This window comes from Geodermatophilus maliterrae (genome assembly GCF_041018925.1).
Taxonomy (GTDB): domain Bacteria; phylum Actinomycetota; class Actinomycetes; order Mycobacteriales; family Geodermatophilaceae; genus Geodermatophilus; species Geodermatophilus maliterrae.
This window is the reverse complement of the sequence record NZ_JBFNXQ010000032.1, coordinates 15,009-30,332: the sequence shown is the minus strand read 5'-3', so window position 1 is coordinate 30,332 and position 15,324 is coordinate 15,009. Positions and strand designations below refer to the sequence as shown.

Genomic DNA, 15,324 nt, shown 5'->3' with positions numbered 1-15,324 from the left:
TCGAGCCGGCGGTGGGTCTCGAGGTCAGCCGCCGGGCCGGGAAGGTGTTGGTCAGCGGGTCGCGGCGACGTCGAGCTCGACGCGGGACGAGCAGCTCAGCAGCGCGTCCGGGGCGGCCGGCACCCGCGCTCCCGCGTCCACGGGCGCAGGCTAGGGCGGTCCGTCGCCGGGGCGGCGGGCGGCTCCGGCGGGGACCGGCACGCCGGCGGAGCGGGCCAGCACGGCGGCCTGGACCCGGCTGGTGAGGCCGAGCTTGGCCAGCACCCGGGAGACGTGCGTCTTCGCCGTGGCCTCGGTGATGACCAGCGCCGCGGCGATCTCGGCGTTGGCCATCCCCTGCCCCAGACAGCCGAGCACGTCCCGCTCGCGCGGCGTCAGGTCGGCCAGCCCCGCGGGCGGCGGCTCGGGACGCGGCGCGGCCGGGGTGACGAACCGCTCGAGCAGCCGGCGGGTCACCTCGGGTGCCACCACGCCCTGCCCGTCGGCCACCCGGCGGACGGCGTCGACGAGGGTGGCCGCGTCGGCGGACTTGAGCAGGAAGCCGGCGGCGCCGGCCTGCAGCGCGCCGAAGACGTACTCGTCGAGGTCGAAGGTCGTCAGCACCAGGACGTCGGCCAGCCGCGCGTCGACGATGGCGCGGGTCGCCGTGATCCCGTCGGTGCCGGGCATGCGCAGGTCCATGAGGACGACGTCAGGGCGCAGCGCCCGGGCGTTGCCGACGGCCGCGGCGCCGTCGGCGGCCTCACCGACCACCTCGATGCCGGGATCGCTCTCCAGCAGCATCCGCAGGCCGCTGCGGACCGCCGGGTGGTCGTCGGCGACGAGCACTCGCACGCTCACCGGCCCACCTCCACCGGCCGCTCGACCGGCACCCCCACCGGGAGCTCGGCCGCCACCGACCAGCGCGAGCGCGCGTCGTCGGACCAGCCGGCGGCGAAGCGGCCACCCAGGGACTCGGCGCGCTCCCGCATGGTGAGCAGCCCCAGTCCGGCACCCGGGACCGCGGTCCCGCGCCGGCCGTCCTCGCTGTCGACGCGCAGCCCCAGCCGGTCGCCGGACACCGCGGCGGTGACCTCGACCCGGCCGCCCGGCGCGTGCTTGGCCGCGTTGGTCAGCGCCTCCTGCAGGATCCGGTAGGCCGCCTGCTCCACCGCCGCCGGCAGCGGGGGCACCGGCCGGGCCGGCACCAGCCGCACGTCGAGGCCGGCGGCCCGGGCCCCGGCCAGCAGGCCGTCGAGGCGGTCGAGCCGCGGGGCCGCGGCGAGCGGACCGCTGTCGGCGCGCAGCAGCAGGATCATCGCGCGCATCTCCTCCAGCGAGGTCAGGCCGGCCGCCCGGACCGCCTCCAGTGCCGCCCGCTCCCGGTCGGCCGCACCGCCGGGCGCTGCCGGGTGGGCCAGTGCGGCCTCGGCGTGCAGGGCGATCGCCGAGACGTTGCCGGCGACGGCGTCGTGCAGGTCGCGCGCCATCTGCGCACGCTCCTCCGCCCGGACCTCGGCCGCCCGCAGCTCGGCGAGGTCACGCAGGTCGTCGGCCCGCGCCCGGGCCAGTGCGGCCAGCTCCCGCTCGCGCCGCACGGCCAGCCCCCACCACAGCGGCGTGGTGACGAGGGCGAAGGACTGCAGCCCGAGGAAGACGGTGATCCGCAGCTCTCCGGTGGCCGTCCAGCCCACGAGCAGGGACAGGACCACCAGCGCCCAGGACGCGGCGCGCAGCCGCAGCACCGCCCGCGGTCCGGCGTGCAGGGCCGCGCTGTACACGAGGTCGAACAGGACCAGCAGCAGCCCGACGCTGCCGCCCAGGGCCACGTCGACGGCGAAGACGGCCACTCCGGCCAGCAGCGCGGCGACCGGGTGCCGACGCTTGCCCAGCATGGCCAGGCAGCCCACCGCCAGCGGACCCGCGTGCACCCAGGGCGAGCCCGCCGGCTCCCCGTTCCAGATCCCGACCAGCCCGCTGGCCACCAGCACGAGGCCGGCCAGGGCGGTGAGGACCGCGTCGCTGACGTCGCGGGCCCGCTCGGTGCCGCGGACCCGCGTCAGCCACACGTGCCGGAGGACGGCGACCACACCCACCCGCCCATCCCAGCACGGCACCGTCCGGACGACGTCCGTCGAAGGAGGTACGCCGCCGGCGGCAGGACCACTCCTCCGGCCGACGCGGCCGCCGCCGCGGACGGCGAGGGTCGGCCGCGTGGACCTCCAGCTGCTCGCGCTCGTCCCCCTCGCGCTCGTCGACAGCACCAGTTTCGGCACGCTCCTGGTGCCCGTCTGGTTCCTGCTCGTCCCCGGGCAGGTCCGGGCGCGGCGGCTGCTGACCTTCCTCGGCACGATCGCCGGCTTCTACCTGCTGGTCGGCCTCGTGCTGCTGGCCGGCGCCGAGGCGCTGCGCGACGGGGCGGCCCGGCTGGCGGGCTCCCCCGTCCTCGCCGTCCTCCAGCTCGTCCTCGGCGCGACCCTGCTCGTCCTCGGCCTCACCACGGGCCGCCGGCGGGAGGACGACGGCGCCCGCCGGCCCGGCCGGGTCCTGCGCTGGCGGGACCGCGCGATGGGCGCCGAGGAGGGCGGCGGGACCGGGGTGCTGGTCGGGCTGGCCCTCGGCGCCGGGGTGCTCGAGGTGGCCACGATGCTGCCCTACCTGGGCGCGGTCGGGCTGCTGAGCACCTCGGACCTGACCGCCGTGCAGCGCGGGGCCGCGCTGGCCGGCTACTGCCTGGTCATGGTGCTGCCGGCACTCGGGCTGCTGGCGCTGCGGGTGCTCGCCGCCCGCCGGGTCGAGCCGCTGCTGACCCGCGTCGGCTCGTGGCTGGAACGCAGCGGCGCCGAGACGACCGCGTGGGTGGTCGGGATCGTCGGCTTCCTCCTCGCCCGCGACGCGATCGGGCGCCTCCCCGCCGTCACCGCGCTGCTCGACGGGATCGGGGTCCCGGGGAACTGAGCCGTCCGCGGCGCGTCGTGTGCGGCCGCAGGGGCACGGGTAGGGGCCGCTGACCTGCACCTTCCAGCCCAGGAGCTCCCATGACCACGCCCGAGACGACCACCCGCGACGCCGCCACCGGCACCCGCGACATCAAGTCGCACGAGACCACCAGCTTCGCCGACCTCGGCAAGGAGATGTGGTCCTACCTCACCGGGAAGGGCGCCGCGATCAACTACGAGTTCGTCGACATGACGGTCGAGGTGCCGCGCGAGACCGGCCCCCAGGCGCCGCGGGCCACGTGGAAGCTGAACGGGACGCTGCGCATCACCACCGCCGAGAACGCCAGCCGCGGATGACGCCGGAGGGCGAGCGCGCCCTCGACGTGACCGCCGACCTCTCGCTCGAGGTCGACGGCGTGCCGGTGCAGATCCGCGCGTCGGGGTCCGACGTGGCGGTGACCTCCGGCGACGTCCGCCGCCTCGTGTCCGCGGTCCGGCTGGCCGGGGGTGCGACGACCCAGGGGACGCCGGGGCGGGCACAGCTGGCCCGGGTGGCCGACACGCTGGCCGAGCACGGCCTCACCGCCCGGCTCGACGGGCCCGCCGGCCGGGTGATGACCCTGGGTGCGGCGGTCGACTCGGCCGCCGGGTCGGGCCTGCTCGGGACGCGCCACGCACGCGTGCACCCCGCCGGCGCACTGCGCAGCAGCGGGCCGGCCGGTCTGGCCGCCGCGGCGTCCCTGCTGGTGCTCGTCGCCGTCCTGGCGCGCCGCCGCCGCTGAGACCCGGGCCGGTCCGCACGTGCGGGCCGGCCCGGTGCCCCGTCAAGAGCCCGTGCGGGCGCCCTGCCACAGGTCGATGCCGGCGTCGACGGCGTGCTGGTCGATGCGGGTGAGCTCCTCGTCGGAGAAGTCGAGCCGGTCCAGCGCCGCCACGTTCTGCTCGAGCTGGGCGACACTGCTCGCGCCGATGAGCACGCTGGTGACCCGCGGGTCGCGCAGGGCCCAGGCCAGCGCCATCTGCGCCAGCTCCTGCCCCCGCTCGCGCGCGAGTTCACCCAGCGCGCGGACGTGCGCCAGCGACTCCTCGGAGAGCAGGTCCGGCGACAGCGACTTGCCCTGGCTGGCGCGCGAACCCTCGGGGATCCCGTCGAGGTACTTGTTCGTGAGCATCCCCTGGGCCAGCGGCGAGAAGGCGATGCAGCCCGCGCCCACCTCCTGCAGCGTGTCGAGCAGGCCCTCGGTCTCCACCCAGCGGTTGAGCATCGAGTAGCTCGGCTGGTGGATGAGCAGCGGCGTGCCCAGGTCGGCCAGGATCGCGGCTGCCCGGGTGGTGTCCTCCGGCGAGTACGAGGAGATGCCGGCGTAGAGCGCCCGGCCCGACCGGACAGCGGTGTGGAGCGCGCCCATCGTCTCCTCGAGCGGCGTGGTCGGGTCGGGCCGGTGGGAGTAGAAGACGTCGACGTAGTCCAGGCCCATCCGGCGCAGCGACTGGTCGAGGCTGGCCAGCACGTACTTCCGCGACCCGCCGCCCTGCCCGTACGGGCCCGGCCACATGTCCCAGCCGGCCTTGGTCGAGAGGACGAGCTCGTCGCGGTAGGGCGCGAGGTCGTCGCGCAGGTGCCGGCCGAAGTTGGTCTCCGCGGAGCCGTACGGCGGGCCGTAGTTGTTGGCCAGGTCGAAGTGCGTGACCCCCAGGTCGAAGGCGCGGCGCAGGACGGCGCGCTGCCGATCGAGCGGGACGTCGTCGCCGAAGTTGTGCCACAGCCCGAGGCTGATCGCCGGCAGGTCCAGGCCGCTGCGGCCGGTGCGGCGGTAGGTCATCGTCTCGTAGCGGTCGTCGGCGGCGGTGTAGGTCATGCCCGGGTCCTGCCCAGGCCGTGCCGGAGGCAGTCACCCCGGGCCGGTCCTGCTCGCCGTCCCGCGGATGGTCGGGCTCCGGGAGGTCGCCTCGGTGATCGGGACGCCGGTCTCTGTCATGGCGCGGGTCGAGGGGCTCGTCCCGTGGCACTCGCTCAGTAGGGCGGGGGTGTGGTGGCGGTGGTGAGGCCGGTGGGTGTGGTGAGGGTGAGGGTGCCGTCACCGGCGAGGTCGTGCTGCCAGCCGGGGGCCTGGTGCTTGCCGCGGTGGTCGGTGGTGCAGTAGCCGGCCAGGTTGCCCGCGGCGGTGGGTCCGGCCGGCCAGGGGGTGCCGTGGTCGAGCTGGCCGCCATGGGGCACCCGGCGGCGGCAGCCGGGGAAGCGGCAGCGGCGGTCGCGGGCGCGGGTGTGGCGGTCGAGGGCGGCGCCGGGGGTGTAGCCGGCGGTGGGTGGGGGTGCGCCCAGGCCGGCCTGCCAGGTGGCCTCGTCGGCGGCCGCGGCGTGCTCGGCGGTGCGCACCAGCCGGTGGGCGTGGCCCAGTGCCCGCTGAGCGGCCAGCAGCGCGGTGCCGGCGTCGGCGACGGCCCGGTCGGCGCGCGCCCACCAGCCGTCACCGGCATCGGCCGCGTCGGGGTGCGGGAACCGGTCGGGGCCGGGTGGCGGGTCGACGTCGGCCGGGGAGTCGTCGCTGCACTCGTCGGGCGGTGCACCGTCGTGTTCGAGCCAGCGGAGGAGTTCTTCCTCAGGCGGCGGGTCGGGATCGCTGTCGTCGACCTCGCCGGCCAGGATCCGGCGTGCCATCTCGGCCCACCACGACGACAGCTCGCCCGCCTCGGTCTCGTTCCGGGCGGCCTCGGCCGGGCTGATGTGCTGCAGTGCGCGGCCGTCTTCCGGGTCGCCCTCGACGGCGCTGTCCGGGCGCCTCGGCTCGACGGCGCTGTCGGGGCGCCTCGGCTCGACGGCGGTGCCGGTGGAGGCCGACCTCACGTCGACCGGCGCCGCGCTCGTCACGAGCGGGTGGCCGGTGAGCGCGGTGAGCAGGGCGCGCACCATCTCGGCGGGCACCACCTGCCCGTCGATCTCACACGGAGCGTCCCCGCCCAGCAGCGCCCCGGCCGGAGCGATGACGGTGAGGGTCACCTGCACCGGCGGCAGCCCGGTCCCGGTCGGGCGCAGCACCAGGTCCAGCAGGCAGTCGGCCATCTGCTGCCCCCGGGTGCGGACATCGCCGGGATCGTCGGGCAGCGCGTCGGCGTAGGCGCCCAGCGCCCGGTACAGCGCGGCCGCCTCCGGCGTGGTCAGCAGCGCGCTGACTACCGCCATCCCGTCGGTGCGGTCCGGGCGCACCGGGATCCCCCGCTGCCGCACCACCCGCGCCAGGTCATCGGCGGCGGTGCGGGCGTTGCGCTTGAGCACCTCCCGCCGCGCCTTGTCCCCCAACTGCGCCGGGGTGGTCACCCGCCCGGCCGCCCAGGCCAGCAGGCCGCGCTCCACTTCGGCGCGCAGCGCGTCGTCGGCGATCGGGGCGACCTCGTTCAGCAGCGGCCACACGTGCCCGGGGTGCAGCGCCCCGGCCTCCAGCGCATCGAGGGTCCGCGGCAGCCGGTGCACCAGCGTCAGCGACCGCGCCAGCAGCGCCTCGGCCGCCTCGGCGGTCAGCGACAGCGCCACCCGCAGCTCCTGCACCGCCCACTCACTGACCGGGCGCAGCACCGCAGGCCGCGCCGCCCACTGCTGCGGGCTCATCGCCCCGCGCTCACCCTGCGCCCGGTCCGCCGACGCCGGCCGGCCGGCGGCGAACGCCGCCACCGCCCGCGCCCGCACCGCGGTCTGCCGGGCGATCTCCCGGTCGGCGGCCTGCACCGCCCCCCACGGCCCCGACGACAGCCCGACCGGCGGCTGCAGCACCGCGGTCAGCACGTCGTCCACGCTTTGGATCATGTGTTCGAACGTCCATCACCGCAAGATCGGTAGGCGAGAACGTGCAGCTCACGGCCTCATGGCCGGGCCGGCCTCCCCACCCGGAGGGCACGCCCCTGGCGTCGGCAGCCCGTGGTCGCCTACCGTGACGCCCGTGTCCGCAGCCCTGCAGTCGTGGTGGCGCGCCTCCTAGGCGCCCGCCCTGCACCTGCTCGACCCCATCCGCGGCCGCCTCGATCGAGGCGGCCGCTGCCACGTGCGCAGGACCGGCCCGGTCGACGGCCTCCCCACCCGGAGGACCCCGTGCCCGATCCCCTGCTCGCCCGCCTCGTCGCCGACCCCACCCCACCACCGTTCGCCGTCCTCCGTCGCCAGGAGGGCCCCGGCGTCGAGGTGCTCGTCGGCGACCTGGTCGACGTCCCGACCCTCGCCGACATCCCCCTGACCAGCGCTGCGCCTGCGGGCCCGCAGGTGCTCGCCCTCGTGCCCTACCGCCAGGTGGTCGAGCGCGGCTTCGTCTGCCACGACGACGGCGCCCCGCTGCGCTGCCTGGTCGTCCGCGAGCGCGAGCTGCTCGAGGCACGGCAGGCACTCGACCTCCTCCCCGACGGGCCCGTCGACGTCGAGCACCTCGGTTTCGACGTCGACGACGAGGCCTACGCCGCCACCGTGGCCGCCGTCGTCACCGACGAGATCGGCCGCGGCGAGGGCGCCGACTTCGTCGTCCGCAGGGACCACCGCGCGCGCACCAGCACCCCGCCGGCCCAGGCCGCCCTGCGGCTGCTCCGCCGGCTGCTGGTGAGCGAGCCGGGCGCCTACTGGACCTTCGCCGTCTCCGCGGGGGAGCACACCCTGGTCGGCGCCACCCCCGAGCGGCACGTCTGCAGCCGCGCGGGCGAGGTGCTGATGAACCCGATCAGCGGCACCTACCGGCACCCGGCGACCGGCCCCGACGAGCAGGGGCTGCTGGCCTTCCTCGGCGACACCAAGGAGACCGAGGAGCTGTTCATGGTGGTCGACGAGGAGCTCAAGATGATGAGCGCCGTCTGCCCCGACGGCGGCCGGGTGCTCGGCCCGTACCTCCAGCAGATGAGCGCGCTGACCCACACCGAGTACCTGCTGCAGGGCCGCAGTGACCTCGACGTCCGCGACGTGCTGCGGGAGACCGCGTTCGCGCCGACGGTCACCGGCTCACCGGTGCGCAACGCCGCACGGGTCATCCGGCGGTACGAGACGACGCCGCGCGGCTACTACTCCGGCGTCCTCGCGCTGCTCGGGTACGACGACGAGGGTCGGCAGACCCTCGACGCGCCGATCGTCATCCGCACCGCCCACCTCGACGCCGACGGCGGCATCCGCGTCCCCGTCGGCGCGACGCTCGTGCGCGACTCCGTTCCCGAGCACGAGGTCGCCGAGACGCACGCCAAGGCCGCCGCGGTGCTGCGGGCACTGGACGGGCACGCGGCCCCTCCCCCGGCGGCCCGGCTCGCCGACGCGCCCGCCGTCCGCGCCGCCCTCGACCGGCGCAACCGGCGCCTGGCGCGCTTCTGGCTCGAGCCGCAGGCCGGCCGGGAACTGCCGGCCCTGCGCGGCCGCAGCGCGCTCGTGGTGGACGCCGAGGACGCGTGGACGGCGATGCTGGCCACCCAGCTGCGCCGCCTGGGCCTGCGCACCGACGTCGTCGCGTGGGACGCCGCCCCCGAGCCCGACGGCTACGACCTGCTCGTCGCCGGACCCGGCCCCGGCGACCCGCGCGTCCTCGGCGACCCCCGCATCGCCGCCCTGCGCGGACTCGTGCACCAGCGGCTCACCCGCGCACGGCCGCTGCTCGCCGTCTGCCTGAGCCACCAGGTCCTCGCCCAGCTGCTCGGGCTGCCGGTCCGGCCGCTGCCCCGCCCGCACCAGGGCACCCAGCGACGGCTGGACCTGTTCGGCCGGGACGTCCGGATGGGCTTCTACAACACCTTCGCCGCCGGGCCGGGCGCCCTGCCCGAGGGGGTGGAGGCGGCGCTGGACCCGCGGACCGGTGAGGTGCACGCGCTGCGCGGGCCGGCCTTCGCCTCGGTGCAGTTCCACCTCGAGTCGCTGCTCTCGCCCGACGGCGCCGACGTCCTGGCCGGCCTCACCGCGGCCCTGCTGGCCGGTCGACCCCCTCGGGACGGGCGCGCCGACGGCCCGTGACGCCACCCCCCGGCTCTGCTTGCATGAGCGGGCATGAGCGGTGAACCGGCTCGGGACCCGTCCGACGCCCTGCGCGTGGCGGTGCTCGGCCCGGGCGGGGTCGGCGGCCTGCTGGCCGCGCTGCTGACCCAGGCCGGGGCGAGCGTGACCTGCCTGGCCGGCGCGCGGACCGTCGAGGTGCTCCGCACCCACGGGCTGCGGGTGGAGAGCCGGCTGCTCGGCGTCGTCACCACGCGGGTGGAGGCCGCCGAGCAGCTGACCGCGCCGGTCGACGTCTGCCTGGTCTGCGTCAAGGCCACGCACCTGGACGCCGCCCTGGAGCGGGTGCCGGCCGACGTGCTCGGCGACGCGCTGGTGGTCCCGCTGCTCAACGGGATCGAGCACGTCGCCGAGCTGCGGCGCCGCCGTCCGCACGCCGCCGTCGTCCCGGCCGCGATCCGCGTCGAGAGCACCCGCGTCGAGCCCGGCGTGGTGCGCCACGACAGCCCGTTCGTCACCATCGACCTGGCCCCCGCCGCCGGGCTCCAGGAGCGCGTGGTCCGACTGGCCGGGGTCCTGGAGCGGGCCGGCGTGACGGTGCGGACCACCAACGACGAAGCGGCCGTACTGTGGGGCAAGCTCGCCTTCCTCGCGCCGTTCGCCCTGCTCACGACGTCGGCACGGGCGCCCGTCGGCCGGGTGCGCGAGGAGCGGCGGGAGGACCTGCTCGCCCTGGTGCACGAGGTCGCGTCGGTGGCCCGCGCGGAAGGCGTACCGGTCGACACCGACATGGTCGTGGCCTTCTTCGACAGCGTCCCCGAGGGCATGCGCTCGTCCATGCAGCGCGACGCCGCCGCGGGCCGGCCGACCGAGCTCGACGCCATCGGCGGAGCCGTCGTCCGCGCCGCCGACCGCCACGGGATCGCCGTGCCGGTGACCGCCCGCTACGTCGCCGAACTGCGCGCCGCGACCGACTGACCGGTCGCCGGCGGCCGGGTGGCCCCGGCGGCCAGCAGACCCGCGACCAGGACGACGAGCACCACGAGGAGCGCGTCCACCACGCCGACGACCTCGGCGACGAGGCCGATGAGCGGCGGCCCGGCGAGGAACGCCGTGTAGGCGATCGAGCTGACCACCGACACCCTCGCCGCCGCCCGCACCGGGTCGTCGGCGGCCGCGCTCATGCCCACCGGGAAGCCGAGGGCGGCGCCGGCACCCCACAGCACCGCACCGGCGATCGCCAGGGGCAGCGACGGCGCGGTGACGAAGAGCAGCAGCCCGAGGAGGGCGGTCGCGCCGCCGGCCCGCAGGGTGGCCACCCGCCCCCACCGCTGCAGCAGCGTGCCGCCCAGCAGCCGGACGGCGGTCATGGCGGCGACGAAGGAGGCGAAGCCGACGGCGGCGGTGGCCTCCGAGACGCCCTGCCCGTCGACGAGCGCGACGGCGAGCCAGTCGTTGGCGCTGCCCTCGGTGAACGCGAACGCCAGTGTCAGCACGCCGACGAGCAGGGTGCGCGGCTCGCGCCAGGCCCGGCCGACGCCGGAGCCCGCCTGGCGGGCGGCCGCCGCCTGCTCCGGGTCGGCGGGCAGGAAGGAGCGGACGGCGAGGGCCACCGTGCCGAACGAGAGCACCGCGATGAGCACGAAGTGGGCCGCCACGGGGAACGCCAGTGCCGCGGCCGCCGCGCCGATCAGCGCGCCGGCGACGGTGCCGAGGCTGAAGCCGGCGTGCAGGCGGGGCATCAGCGGCCGGCCGAGCCGCTGCTCGACGGCGGCGCCCTCGATGTTCATGGCGACGTCCCAGCCGCCGACACCGACCCCGATCAGCGCCAGCCCCGCGCCGGCCAGCGGGACCGACGCCCAGCCGAGGCCCGCGCCGAGCAGGAGCAGGCCGGTCGTCGCGACGGCGGCACCGGCCAGCACGCCGCGGGCCGGGCCGATGCGGTGCACGACCGGGCCGGTGGCCGGCAGCGCCACCGTCGACCCCACCGCCACGCACAGCAGCAGCAGACCGAGCTCGGCCGCCGACAGCGACAGGGTGTCGCGGGCGGCCGGGACGCGGGAGATCCACGACGCGAACGCGAACCCGTTGACGACGAAGGCGACCGCCACGGCGGTCCGGGCCCGCCGGACCCGGACGGTGGCAGCGGTGTCGGTGGGCAGCACGGCACTCCTCTGCGTCGCGGGGGCGCCCCGCACGGTACGGACCGCCGGGCTACCGCCTCCCGCTCAGGGCGGCGGCGCCGCGTCGGAGAGGGCGAGCACCCGGTGCAGGCGGCGCTCGGTGACGTGCCGCAGTGGGGGCAGCAGGAGGGTCGCGATGCCCTGCTCCACCGCTCCGCCGTCGGGCCCGGATCGGTCGCCGACCATGAGCGCCTCGGCAGCGGCGACGCCGAGGGCCTCCAGGGTCCGTGTGAACACCGCCGGGTCCGGCTTCTGCACGCCCGTCTCGCAGGACAGCGTGAAGACGTCGACGAACCGGGTGAGCCCCGCGGCGTCGAACGCCGGGCGCACGTCGACGTGGACGTCGCTCACGACCGCGACCCGCACGCGCCGGGCGTGCAGCGCGGCCAGGGTCGCGGCGACGTCGTCGGCGAACGGGTTGTGCCGCAGGTCGGACTCGACGGCGTACAGCGCCTGCGCGAGCGCGTCGTCGAGGCCGGCGTCGGCGAAGACGTCGAGGTACACCCGGCGGTGCAGGACCGGGTCGCTGTCCACGCCGGGCGCGTCGAGGCGGTCCCCGGGCCCGTCGGCCGCCGCGACGGCCGCCACGACCCGCTCGACGTCGGCGGGGGCCGCCGTCCGGCCGGCGAGGGTCAGCGCCTCCCGGACCCACTCGCGCTCGGTCAGGCAGGTCACCAGCGTGCCCCGCCAGTCGAAGAGGACGCCCCTTGTGACCATGCCCGCGAACGTAGCGGGCGGCGCCGGTCCCCCTGGGTCAGGCCGAGGACGAGGCCGGCGGCGACGAGGGCGACGCCGGCCCACACCGGCGGCGCGGGGACGGCGCCGCCCAGGAGGACGCCGGTCCCGGCCGCCGCCACGGGCGCGATGCCGGTCAGCAGCCCGGCCCGGCCGGCACCGAGGCGGGTCACGGTGGAGTACCAGAGCACGAAGGCGACGGCGGTGACGGCGACCGCCAGGTAGGCGGCGGCCCACAGGTCCCGAGGGCCGAGGCCGGCTCCCGCCGCGGGGCCCTCGACGACGAGCGCGAGGACGGCGAAGACACCGGACGCGATGCCGGTGCTCCACGCCGACACACCCCACGGCCCGTGCCGGCCCAGCACCGGGACGGCGAGCAGCGTGAACCCCGCCTCGCCGGCGAGCACGACCAGCGCCCAACCGATGCCCGCCGCATCGGCGCGCCCGAGGCCCTGCACCAGCACCGCGCCGCAGGTCACGACGACGCCGGCGGTCAGCAGCGACGGGGAGGGACGTCGCCGCTCCAGCGCCGCCCCGCCCGCGGCCAGCACCACGGGCACGCAGGCGACGGCCACGCCGAGCACCGCGGGCTCGGCGTGACCGGCGCCGTGCACGAGCGCCACGTTGAACACCACGAGGCCCGCTCCGGCCACCCCCAGCAGCCACGCCCACTCGGCTCCCCGGGGACGCACCAGCCGCCGCCCGGCGAGGCGGGCGAGGCCCACGAGCAGCGCGCAGGCGACGGCGTAGCGCACGGCCTGTGCCGTGAACAGCTCCGCCGGCGACAGCAGCCCGGACACCGCGACGCTGCCGCCGACGAACCCCATCGCCACCGCTCCCGGCAGCGCCGCCCACCACCGCTTGACCACCCGGCCAGCCTGGGCGGTCAATGGTCCGGCGGGCAGGGCCGATCGAGACGTCGGCAGGTGGACCAATGGGAGGGGGCGCCGGTGCGGTCGACGAACGGGACGGACTTCCTCCAGCTGCACCGGGCAGCCGCTCCGCCGCGCGGGCTGATCGCGTGGCTGGTCGCCGAGGTCCGGGCCGCCGTCGCGGACGGGCGCCTGGGTCCCGGCTCCGCGCTGCCACCGACGCGGACGCTCGCCCGCGACCTCGGCGTGTCGCGCGGCGTCGTCGTGGAGGCCTACCAGCGCCTGGCCGACGAGGGCGTCGTCGTCAGCCGGACCGGCTCGGGCACCGTCGTCGCCGCACCCCCCGCCCCGGCCGCCGTCGTGCCGGCCGGGTCCGCGGACGTCGCCGTCCCCCTCCTCCCGGCCCGGCCGCCCGCCGGTGTCGACGTCGACCTCTCCCCCGGGGTGCCGGACCTGTCGGCATTCCCGCGCTCGGTGTGGCTCCGGGCCGAGCGCGCCGTCCTCGCGCACGCCGCCGCGGCCGACCTCGGCTACGGCGACCCCCGCGGCAGTGCCCGGCTGCGCGGCGAGCTCGCGACCTGGCTGGCCCGCACCCGCGGACTGCGCGTCCCCGCGGAGGGGATCGTCGTCGTCGCGGGCGTCGCCCAGTCGCTGGCGCTGCTGGCCCAGGTCCTGCGCGCCCGCGGCGAGACCACCGTCGCCGTGGAGGACCCGGGGTCGCGCGGCGCCCGCGACGCGATCGGGTACTGGGGACTGGACGTGCTGCCCGTCCCGGTCGACGAGGACGGCGTCCGGGTGGCCGAGCTGGCCGCGACGGGCGCCCGGGCGGCGGTGCTCACCCCGGCGCACCAGTTCCCCACCGGCGTGGTCCTCGCCCCCGGGCGACGGCGCGAGGTCCTGGCGTGGGCCCGGGCGGCGGACGGCCTCGTCGTCGAGGACGACTACGACGCCGAGCACCGCTACGACCGCGCGCCGGTCCCGGCCCTGCAGGCCGGCGCCCCGGACCTGGTCGCGCACACCGGCAGCACGTCCAAGACGCTGGCGCCGGGCATGCGGCTGGGGTGGCTGGTGCCGCCGGCCTCCCTGCTGGCCGAGGTGGTCGCCGCCAAGCACGCCAACGACCTCGGCAGCCCCGTGCTGCCGCAGCTGGTGCTGGCCGAGCTGCTGGCGAGCGGGGCCTACGACCGGCACCTGCGCCAGGTCCGCGCCCGGCAGCGTGACCGGCGCGACGCCGTGGTGGCCGCCGTCCGCGAGCACCTGCCCGCCGCGCGCGTGGAGGGCGCGGCCGCCGGCCTGCACCTGCTGCTCACCCTGCCCGCCGCGGCCGGGGACGACGTCGACCTGGCGGCCCGGGCCTGCGACGTCGGCGTCCTGGTGCACCCGCTGTCCTGGCACCGGCAACGGCCCGGCCCGCCCGGCCTCGTCCTCGGCTACGCCGCCCACACCCCGGACCGCCTCACCGACGCGGTGCGGCGGCTCGGCGCCGCGCTGGCCCGTTGACAGCGGGGCGTGCGCGGCGTCGACTGCGGGCGTGCCCGAGACGAGCCCGAGGACGGTCCTCCCCCTGGCGTGCACCCTGGGACCCGAGGACGGGCGCGACCGGCTGTCGCGCTGGGAGGCGCTGCACCGCACCGCCGTCCCGGCGGTCCACGTGGCCGACGGCGAGCTGCGGGTCAGCTACCCCGGCGGGCCCGGGGTGACGGAGGAGCTCCGGAGCCTCGCCGCCGCCGAGGCGACCTGCTGCGCGTTCGTGACGTGGGACGTGACGGAGGAGGCGGGTCGGGCGGTGCTGACGGTGCGCGCCCCCGCCGGCGCCCCGGAGGCCATCGGCCCCATCGCGGTCCTGTTCAGCGCTCCTGCGTGACCGCGGGCGACCCCGGCCGACGAGGCGCAGCGGGAGACGGCGTTCCTCACCGACGTGGACGTCCCGCCTGCTCGCCGAGCGGCATCGGCAGCAGGCCCGTGCCCTACGGAGCGCTGCCGAACGGGTCGGTGGCCCGGCGCAGGGCGGCCGCGGCTGCACTCGTGATCGGCCGGCCGTGGCCGGGGCAGGCGACGTCGACGTCCAGCCCGGCGAGCCGCTGCAGGGAGGCCCACGCGCCGGCGCGGTCGGCGTTGAACGGACCGAGGATCGCCCGCCCCTCGTGCTCGGCGACGGTGTCCCCGGTGATGAGCACGCCGTGCCGAGGGAGGTGCAGGGCGATGCTGCCCGGTGTGTGACCCGGCACGGCGAGCACCACGGCCTCACCGACCGCCCCCAGGACCTGCCCGTCGTCGACCTCCTGGTCCACCGGGGAGGCGGCAGCGGGTCGCAGGTCGGCGGCGACGACCGCGTGCAGCGCGCGCTCGGCCTCGGTGAAGGAGGGCAGCGGGCCGGGGACGTCGCCACGCACGAATGCCGCGTCGCCGCGCCCGGCGACCACGGGCGCACTCGCCCAGGACGCCAGCTCGGCCGCCGCGCCGGCGTGGTCGTCGTGGAAGTGGGTCAGCACGATCCGGCGGAGGTCGCGCCGGCGCAGGCCCAGGTGGTCCAGGGCGGCGACGACCGCGGGACCACTGCCGGGCGGGCCGGTGTCGACCAGCGTGACGCCGTCCCCGCCGTGCCACAGGTAGGCGTTGGCGATGCCCAGCGGCAACAGGTGCAGGCCCGGAACGACCTCGACGACGTCCATGCCCGG

15 protein-coding genes are annotated in these 15,324 nt (G+C 77.4%); 7 read left to right on the top strand and 8 right to left on the bottom strand.

The window, feature by feature from the left end; genetic code table 11:
- Window positions 1–150 precede the first annotated feature (150 nt).
- Window positions 151–840 (bottom strand): response regulator, encoded by a 690-nt coding sequence (locus ABQ292_RS11935; RefSeq protein WP_369206534.1) that lies wholly within the window; start codon window positions 838–840, stop codon window positions 151–153.
- Window positions 837–2,075 (bottom strand): sensor histidine kinase, encoded by a 1,239-nt coding sequence (locus ABQ292_RS11930; protein WP_369206532.1) that lies wholly within the window; start codon window positions 2,073–2,075, stop codon window positions 837–839. The genes ABQ292_RS11935 and ABQ292_RS11930 overlap by 4 nt, the downstream gene beginning before the upstream one ends.
- 118 nt (window positions 2,076–2,193) lie before the next feature.
- On the opposite strand from ABQ292_RS11930, the gene ABQ292_RS11925 reads away from it, so the two are divergent.
- The 3 genes from ABQ292_RS11925 to ABQ292_RS11915 all read left to right on the top strand — a co-directional run bounded on the left by ABQ292_RS11925 (window position 2,194) and on the right by ABQ292_RS11915 (window position 3,700).
- Window positions 2,194–2,937 (top strand): GAP family protein, encoded by a 744-nt coding sequence (locus tag ABQ292_RS11925; RefSeq protein WP_369206530.1) that lies wholly within the window; start codon window positions 2,194–2,196, stop codon window positions 2,935–2,937.
- 80 nt (window positions 2,938–3,017) lie between these two features.
- The gene (locus ABQ292_RS11920) at window positions 3,018–3,275 is read left to right on the top strand and encodes a hypothetical protein (RefSeq protein ID WP_369206528.1); all 258 of its coding nucleotides are present in this window, start codon (window positions 3,018–3,020) and stop codon (window positions 3,273–3,275) included.
- The gene (locus tag ABQ292_RS11915) at window positions 3,272–3,700 is read left to right on the top strand and encodes a hypothetical protein (protein WP_369206526.1); all 429 of its coding nucleotides are present in this window, start codon (window positions 3,272–3,274) and stop codon (window positions 3,698–3,700) included. The genes ABQ292_RS11920 and ABQ292_RS11915 overlap by 4 nt, the downstream gene beginning before the upstream one ends.
- Window positions 3,701–3,742: 42 nt before the next feature.
- On the opposite strand, the gene mgrA is transcribed toward ABQ292_RS11915, so the two are convergent.
- Both mgrA and ABQ292_RS11905 read right to left on the bottom strand, forming a co-directional pair.
- Window positions 3,743–4,777, bottom strand: a complete 1,035-nt coding sequence (gene mgrA / locus ABQ292_RS11910) for an L-glyceraldehyde 3-phosphate reductase (protein ID WP_369206524.1) — start codon at window positions 4,775–4,777, stop codon at window positions 3,743–3,745.
- Window positions 4,778–4,932: 155 nt separating this feature from the next.
- On the bottom strand, window positions 4,933–6,705 hold the full coding sequence (locus ABQ292_RS11905) for an HNH endonuclease signature motif containing protein (RefSeq protein ID WP_369206522.1): 1,773 nt from the start codon (window positions 6,703–6,705) through the stop codon (window positions 4,933–4,935).
- A 294-nt stretch (window positions 6,706–6,999) separates the two neighbouring features.
- On the opposite strand from ABQ292_RS11905, the gene ABQ292_RS11900 reads away from it, so the two are divergent.
- The gene (locus ABQ292_RS11900) at window positions 7,000–8,877 is read left to right on the top strand and encodes an anthranilate synthase family protein (protein WP_369206520.1); all 1,878 of its coding nucleotides are present in this window, start codon (window positions 7,000–7,002) and stop codon (window positions 8,875–8,877) included.
- A gap of 33 nt (window positions 8,878–8,910) precedes the next feature.
- Window positions 8,911–9,834 (top strand): ketopantoate reductase family protein, encoded by a 924-nt coding sequence (locus ABQ292_RS11895; RefSeq protein WP_369206518.1) that lies wholly within the window; start codon window positions 8,911–8,913, stop codon window positions 9,832–9,834.
- Here the strand turns inward: ABQ292_RS11895 and ABQ292_RS11890 are convergent.
- The 3 genes from ABQ292_RS11890 to ABQ292_RS11880 all read right to left on the bottom strand — a co-directional run bounded on the left by ABQ292_RS11890 (window position 9,801) and on the right by ABQ292_RS11880 (window position 12,643).
- Window positions 9,801–11,021: an MFS transporter gene (locus tag ABQ292_RS11890; protein WP_369206516.1), complete on the bottom strand. Its 1,221-nt coding sequence runs from the start codon at window positions 11,019–11,021 to the stop codon at window positions 9,801–9,803. The genes ABQ292_RS11895 and ABQ292_RS11890 overlap by 34 nt on opposite strands.
- 63 nt (window positions 11,022–11,084) lie before the next feature.
- On the bottom strand, window positions 11,085–11,756 hold the full coding sequence (locus ABQ292_RS11885) for an HAD family hydrolase (protein WP_369206514.1): 672 nt from the start codon (window positions 11,754–11,756) through the stop codon (window positions 11,085–11,087).
- Window positions 11,711–12,643, bottom strand: coding sequence for a DMT family transporter (locus ABQ292_RS11880; RefSeq protein ID WP_369206512.1), 933 nt, complete (start codon window positions 12,641–12,643; stop codon window positions 11,711–11,713). Before ABQ292_RS11880 ends, ABQ292_RS11885 begins: the two co-directional genes overlap by 46 nt.
- An 81-nt stretch (window positions 12,644–12,724) precedes the next feature.
- On the opposite strand from ABQ292_RS11880, the gene pdxR reads away from it, so the two are divergent.
- The gene (gene pdxR / locus ABQ292_RS11875; protein WP_369206510.1) at window positions 12,725–14,146 is read left to right on the top strand and encodes a MocR-like pyridoxine biosynthesis transcription factor PdxR; all 1,422 of its coding nucleotides are present in this window, start codon (window positions 12,725–12,727) and stop codon (window positions 14,144–14,146) included.
- A gap of 31 nt (window positions 14,147–14,177) precedes the next feature.
- Entirely contained in the window at window positions 14,178–14,510 is a 333-nt protein-coding gene (locus tag ABQ292_RS11870; protein WP_369206508.1) for a hypothetical protein, read from the top strand.
- Window positions 14,511–14,613: 103 nt separating this feature from the next.
- On the opposite strand, the gene ABQ292_RS11865 is transcribed toward ABQ292_RS11870, so the two are convergent.
- Window positions 14,614–15,318 (bottom strand): MBL fold metallo-hydrolase, encoded by a 705-nt coding sequence (locus ABQ292_RS11865; RefSeq protein WP_369206506.1) that lies wholly within the window; start codon window positions 15,316–15,318, stop codon window positions 14,614–14,616.
- Window positions 15,319–15,324 lie beyond the last annotated feature (6 nt).

Coding starts and splice junctions, on each gene's coding strand:
- ABQ292_RS11915 (WP_369206526.1), top strand. CDS start 3,272: ATGACGCCGGAGGGCGAGCGCGCCCTCGACGTGACCGCCGACCTCTCG.
- ABQ292_RS11895 (WP_369206518.1), top strand. CDS start 8,911: ATGAGCGGTGAACCGGCTCGGGACCCGTCCGACGCCCTGCGCGTGGCG.
- ABQ292_RS11885 (WP_369206514.1), bottom strand. CDS start 11,756: ATGGTCACAAGGGGCGTCCTCTTCGACTGGCGGGGCACGCTGGTGACC.
- ABQ292_RS11865 (WP_369206506.1), bottom strand. CDS start 15,318: ATGGACGTCGTCGAGGTCGTTCCGGGCCTGCACCTGTTGCCGCTGGGC.
- ABQ292_RS11920 (WP_369206528.1), top strand. CDS start 3,018: ATGACCACGCCCGAGACGACCACCCGCGACGCCGCCACCGGCACCCGC.
- mgrA (WP_369206524.1), bottom strand. CDS start 4,777: ATGACCTACACCGCCGCCGACGACCGCTACGAGACGATGACCTACCGC.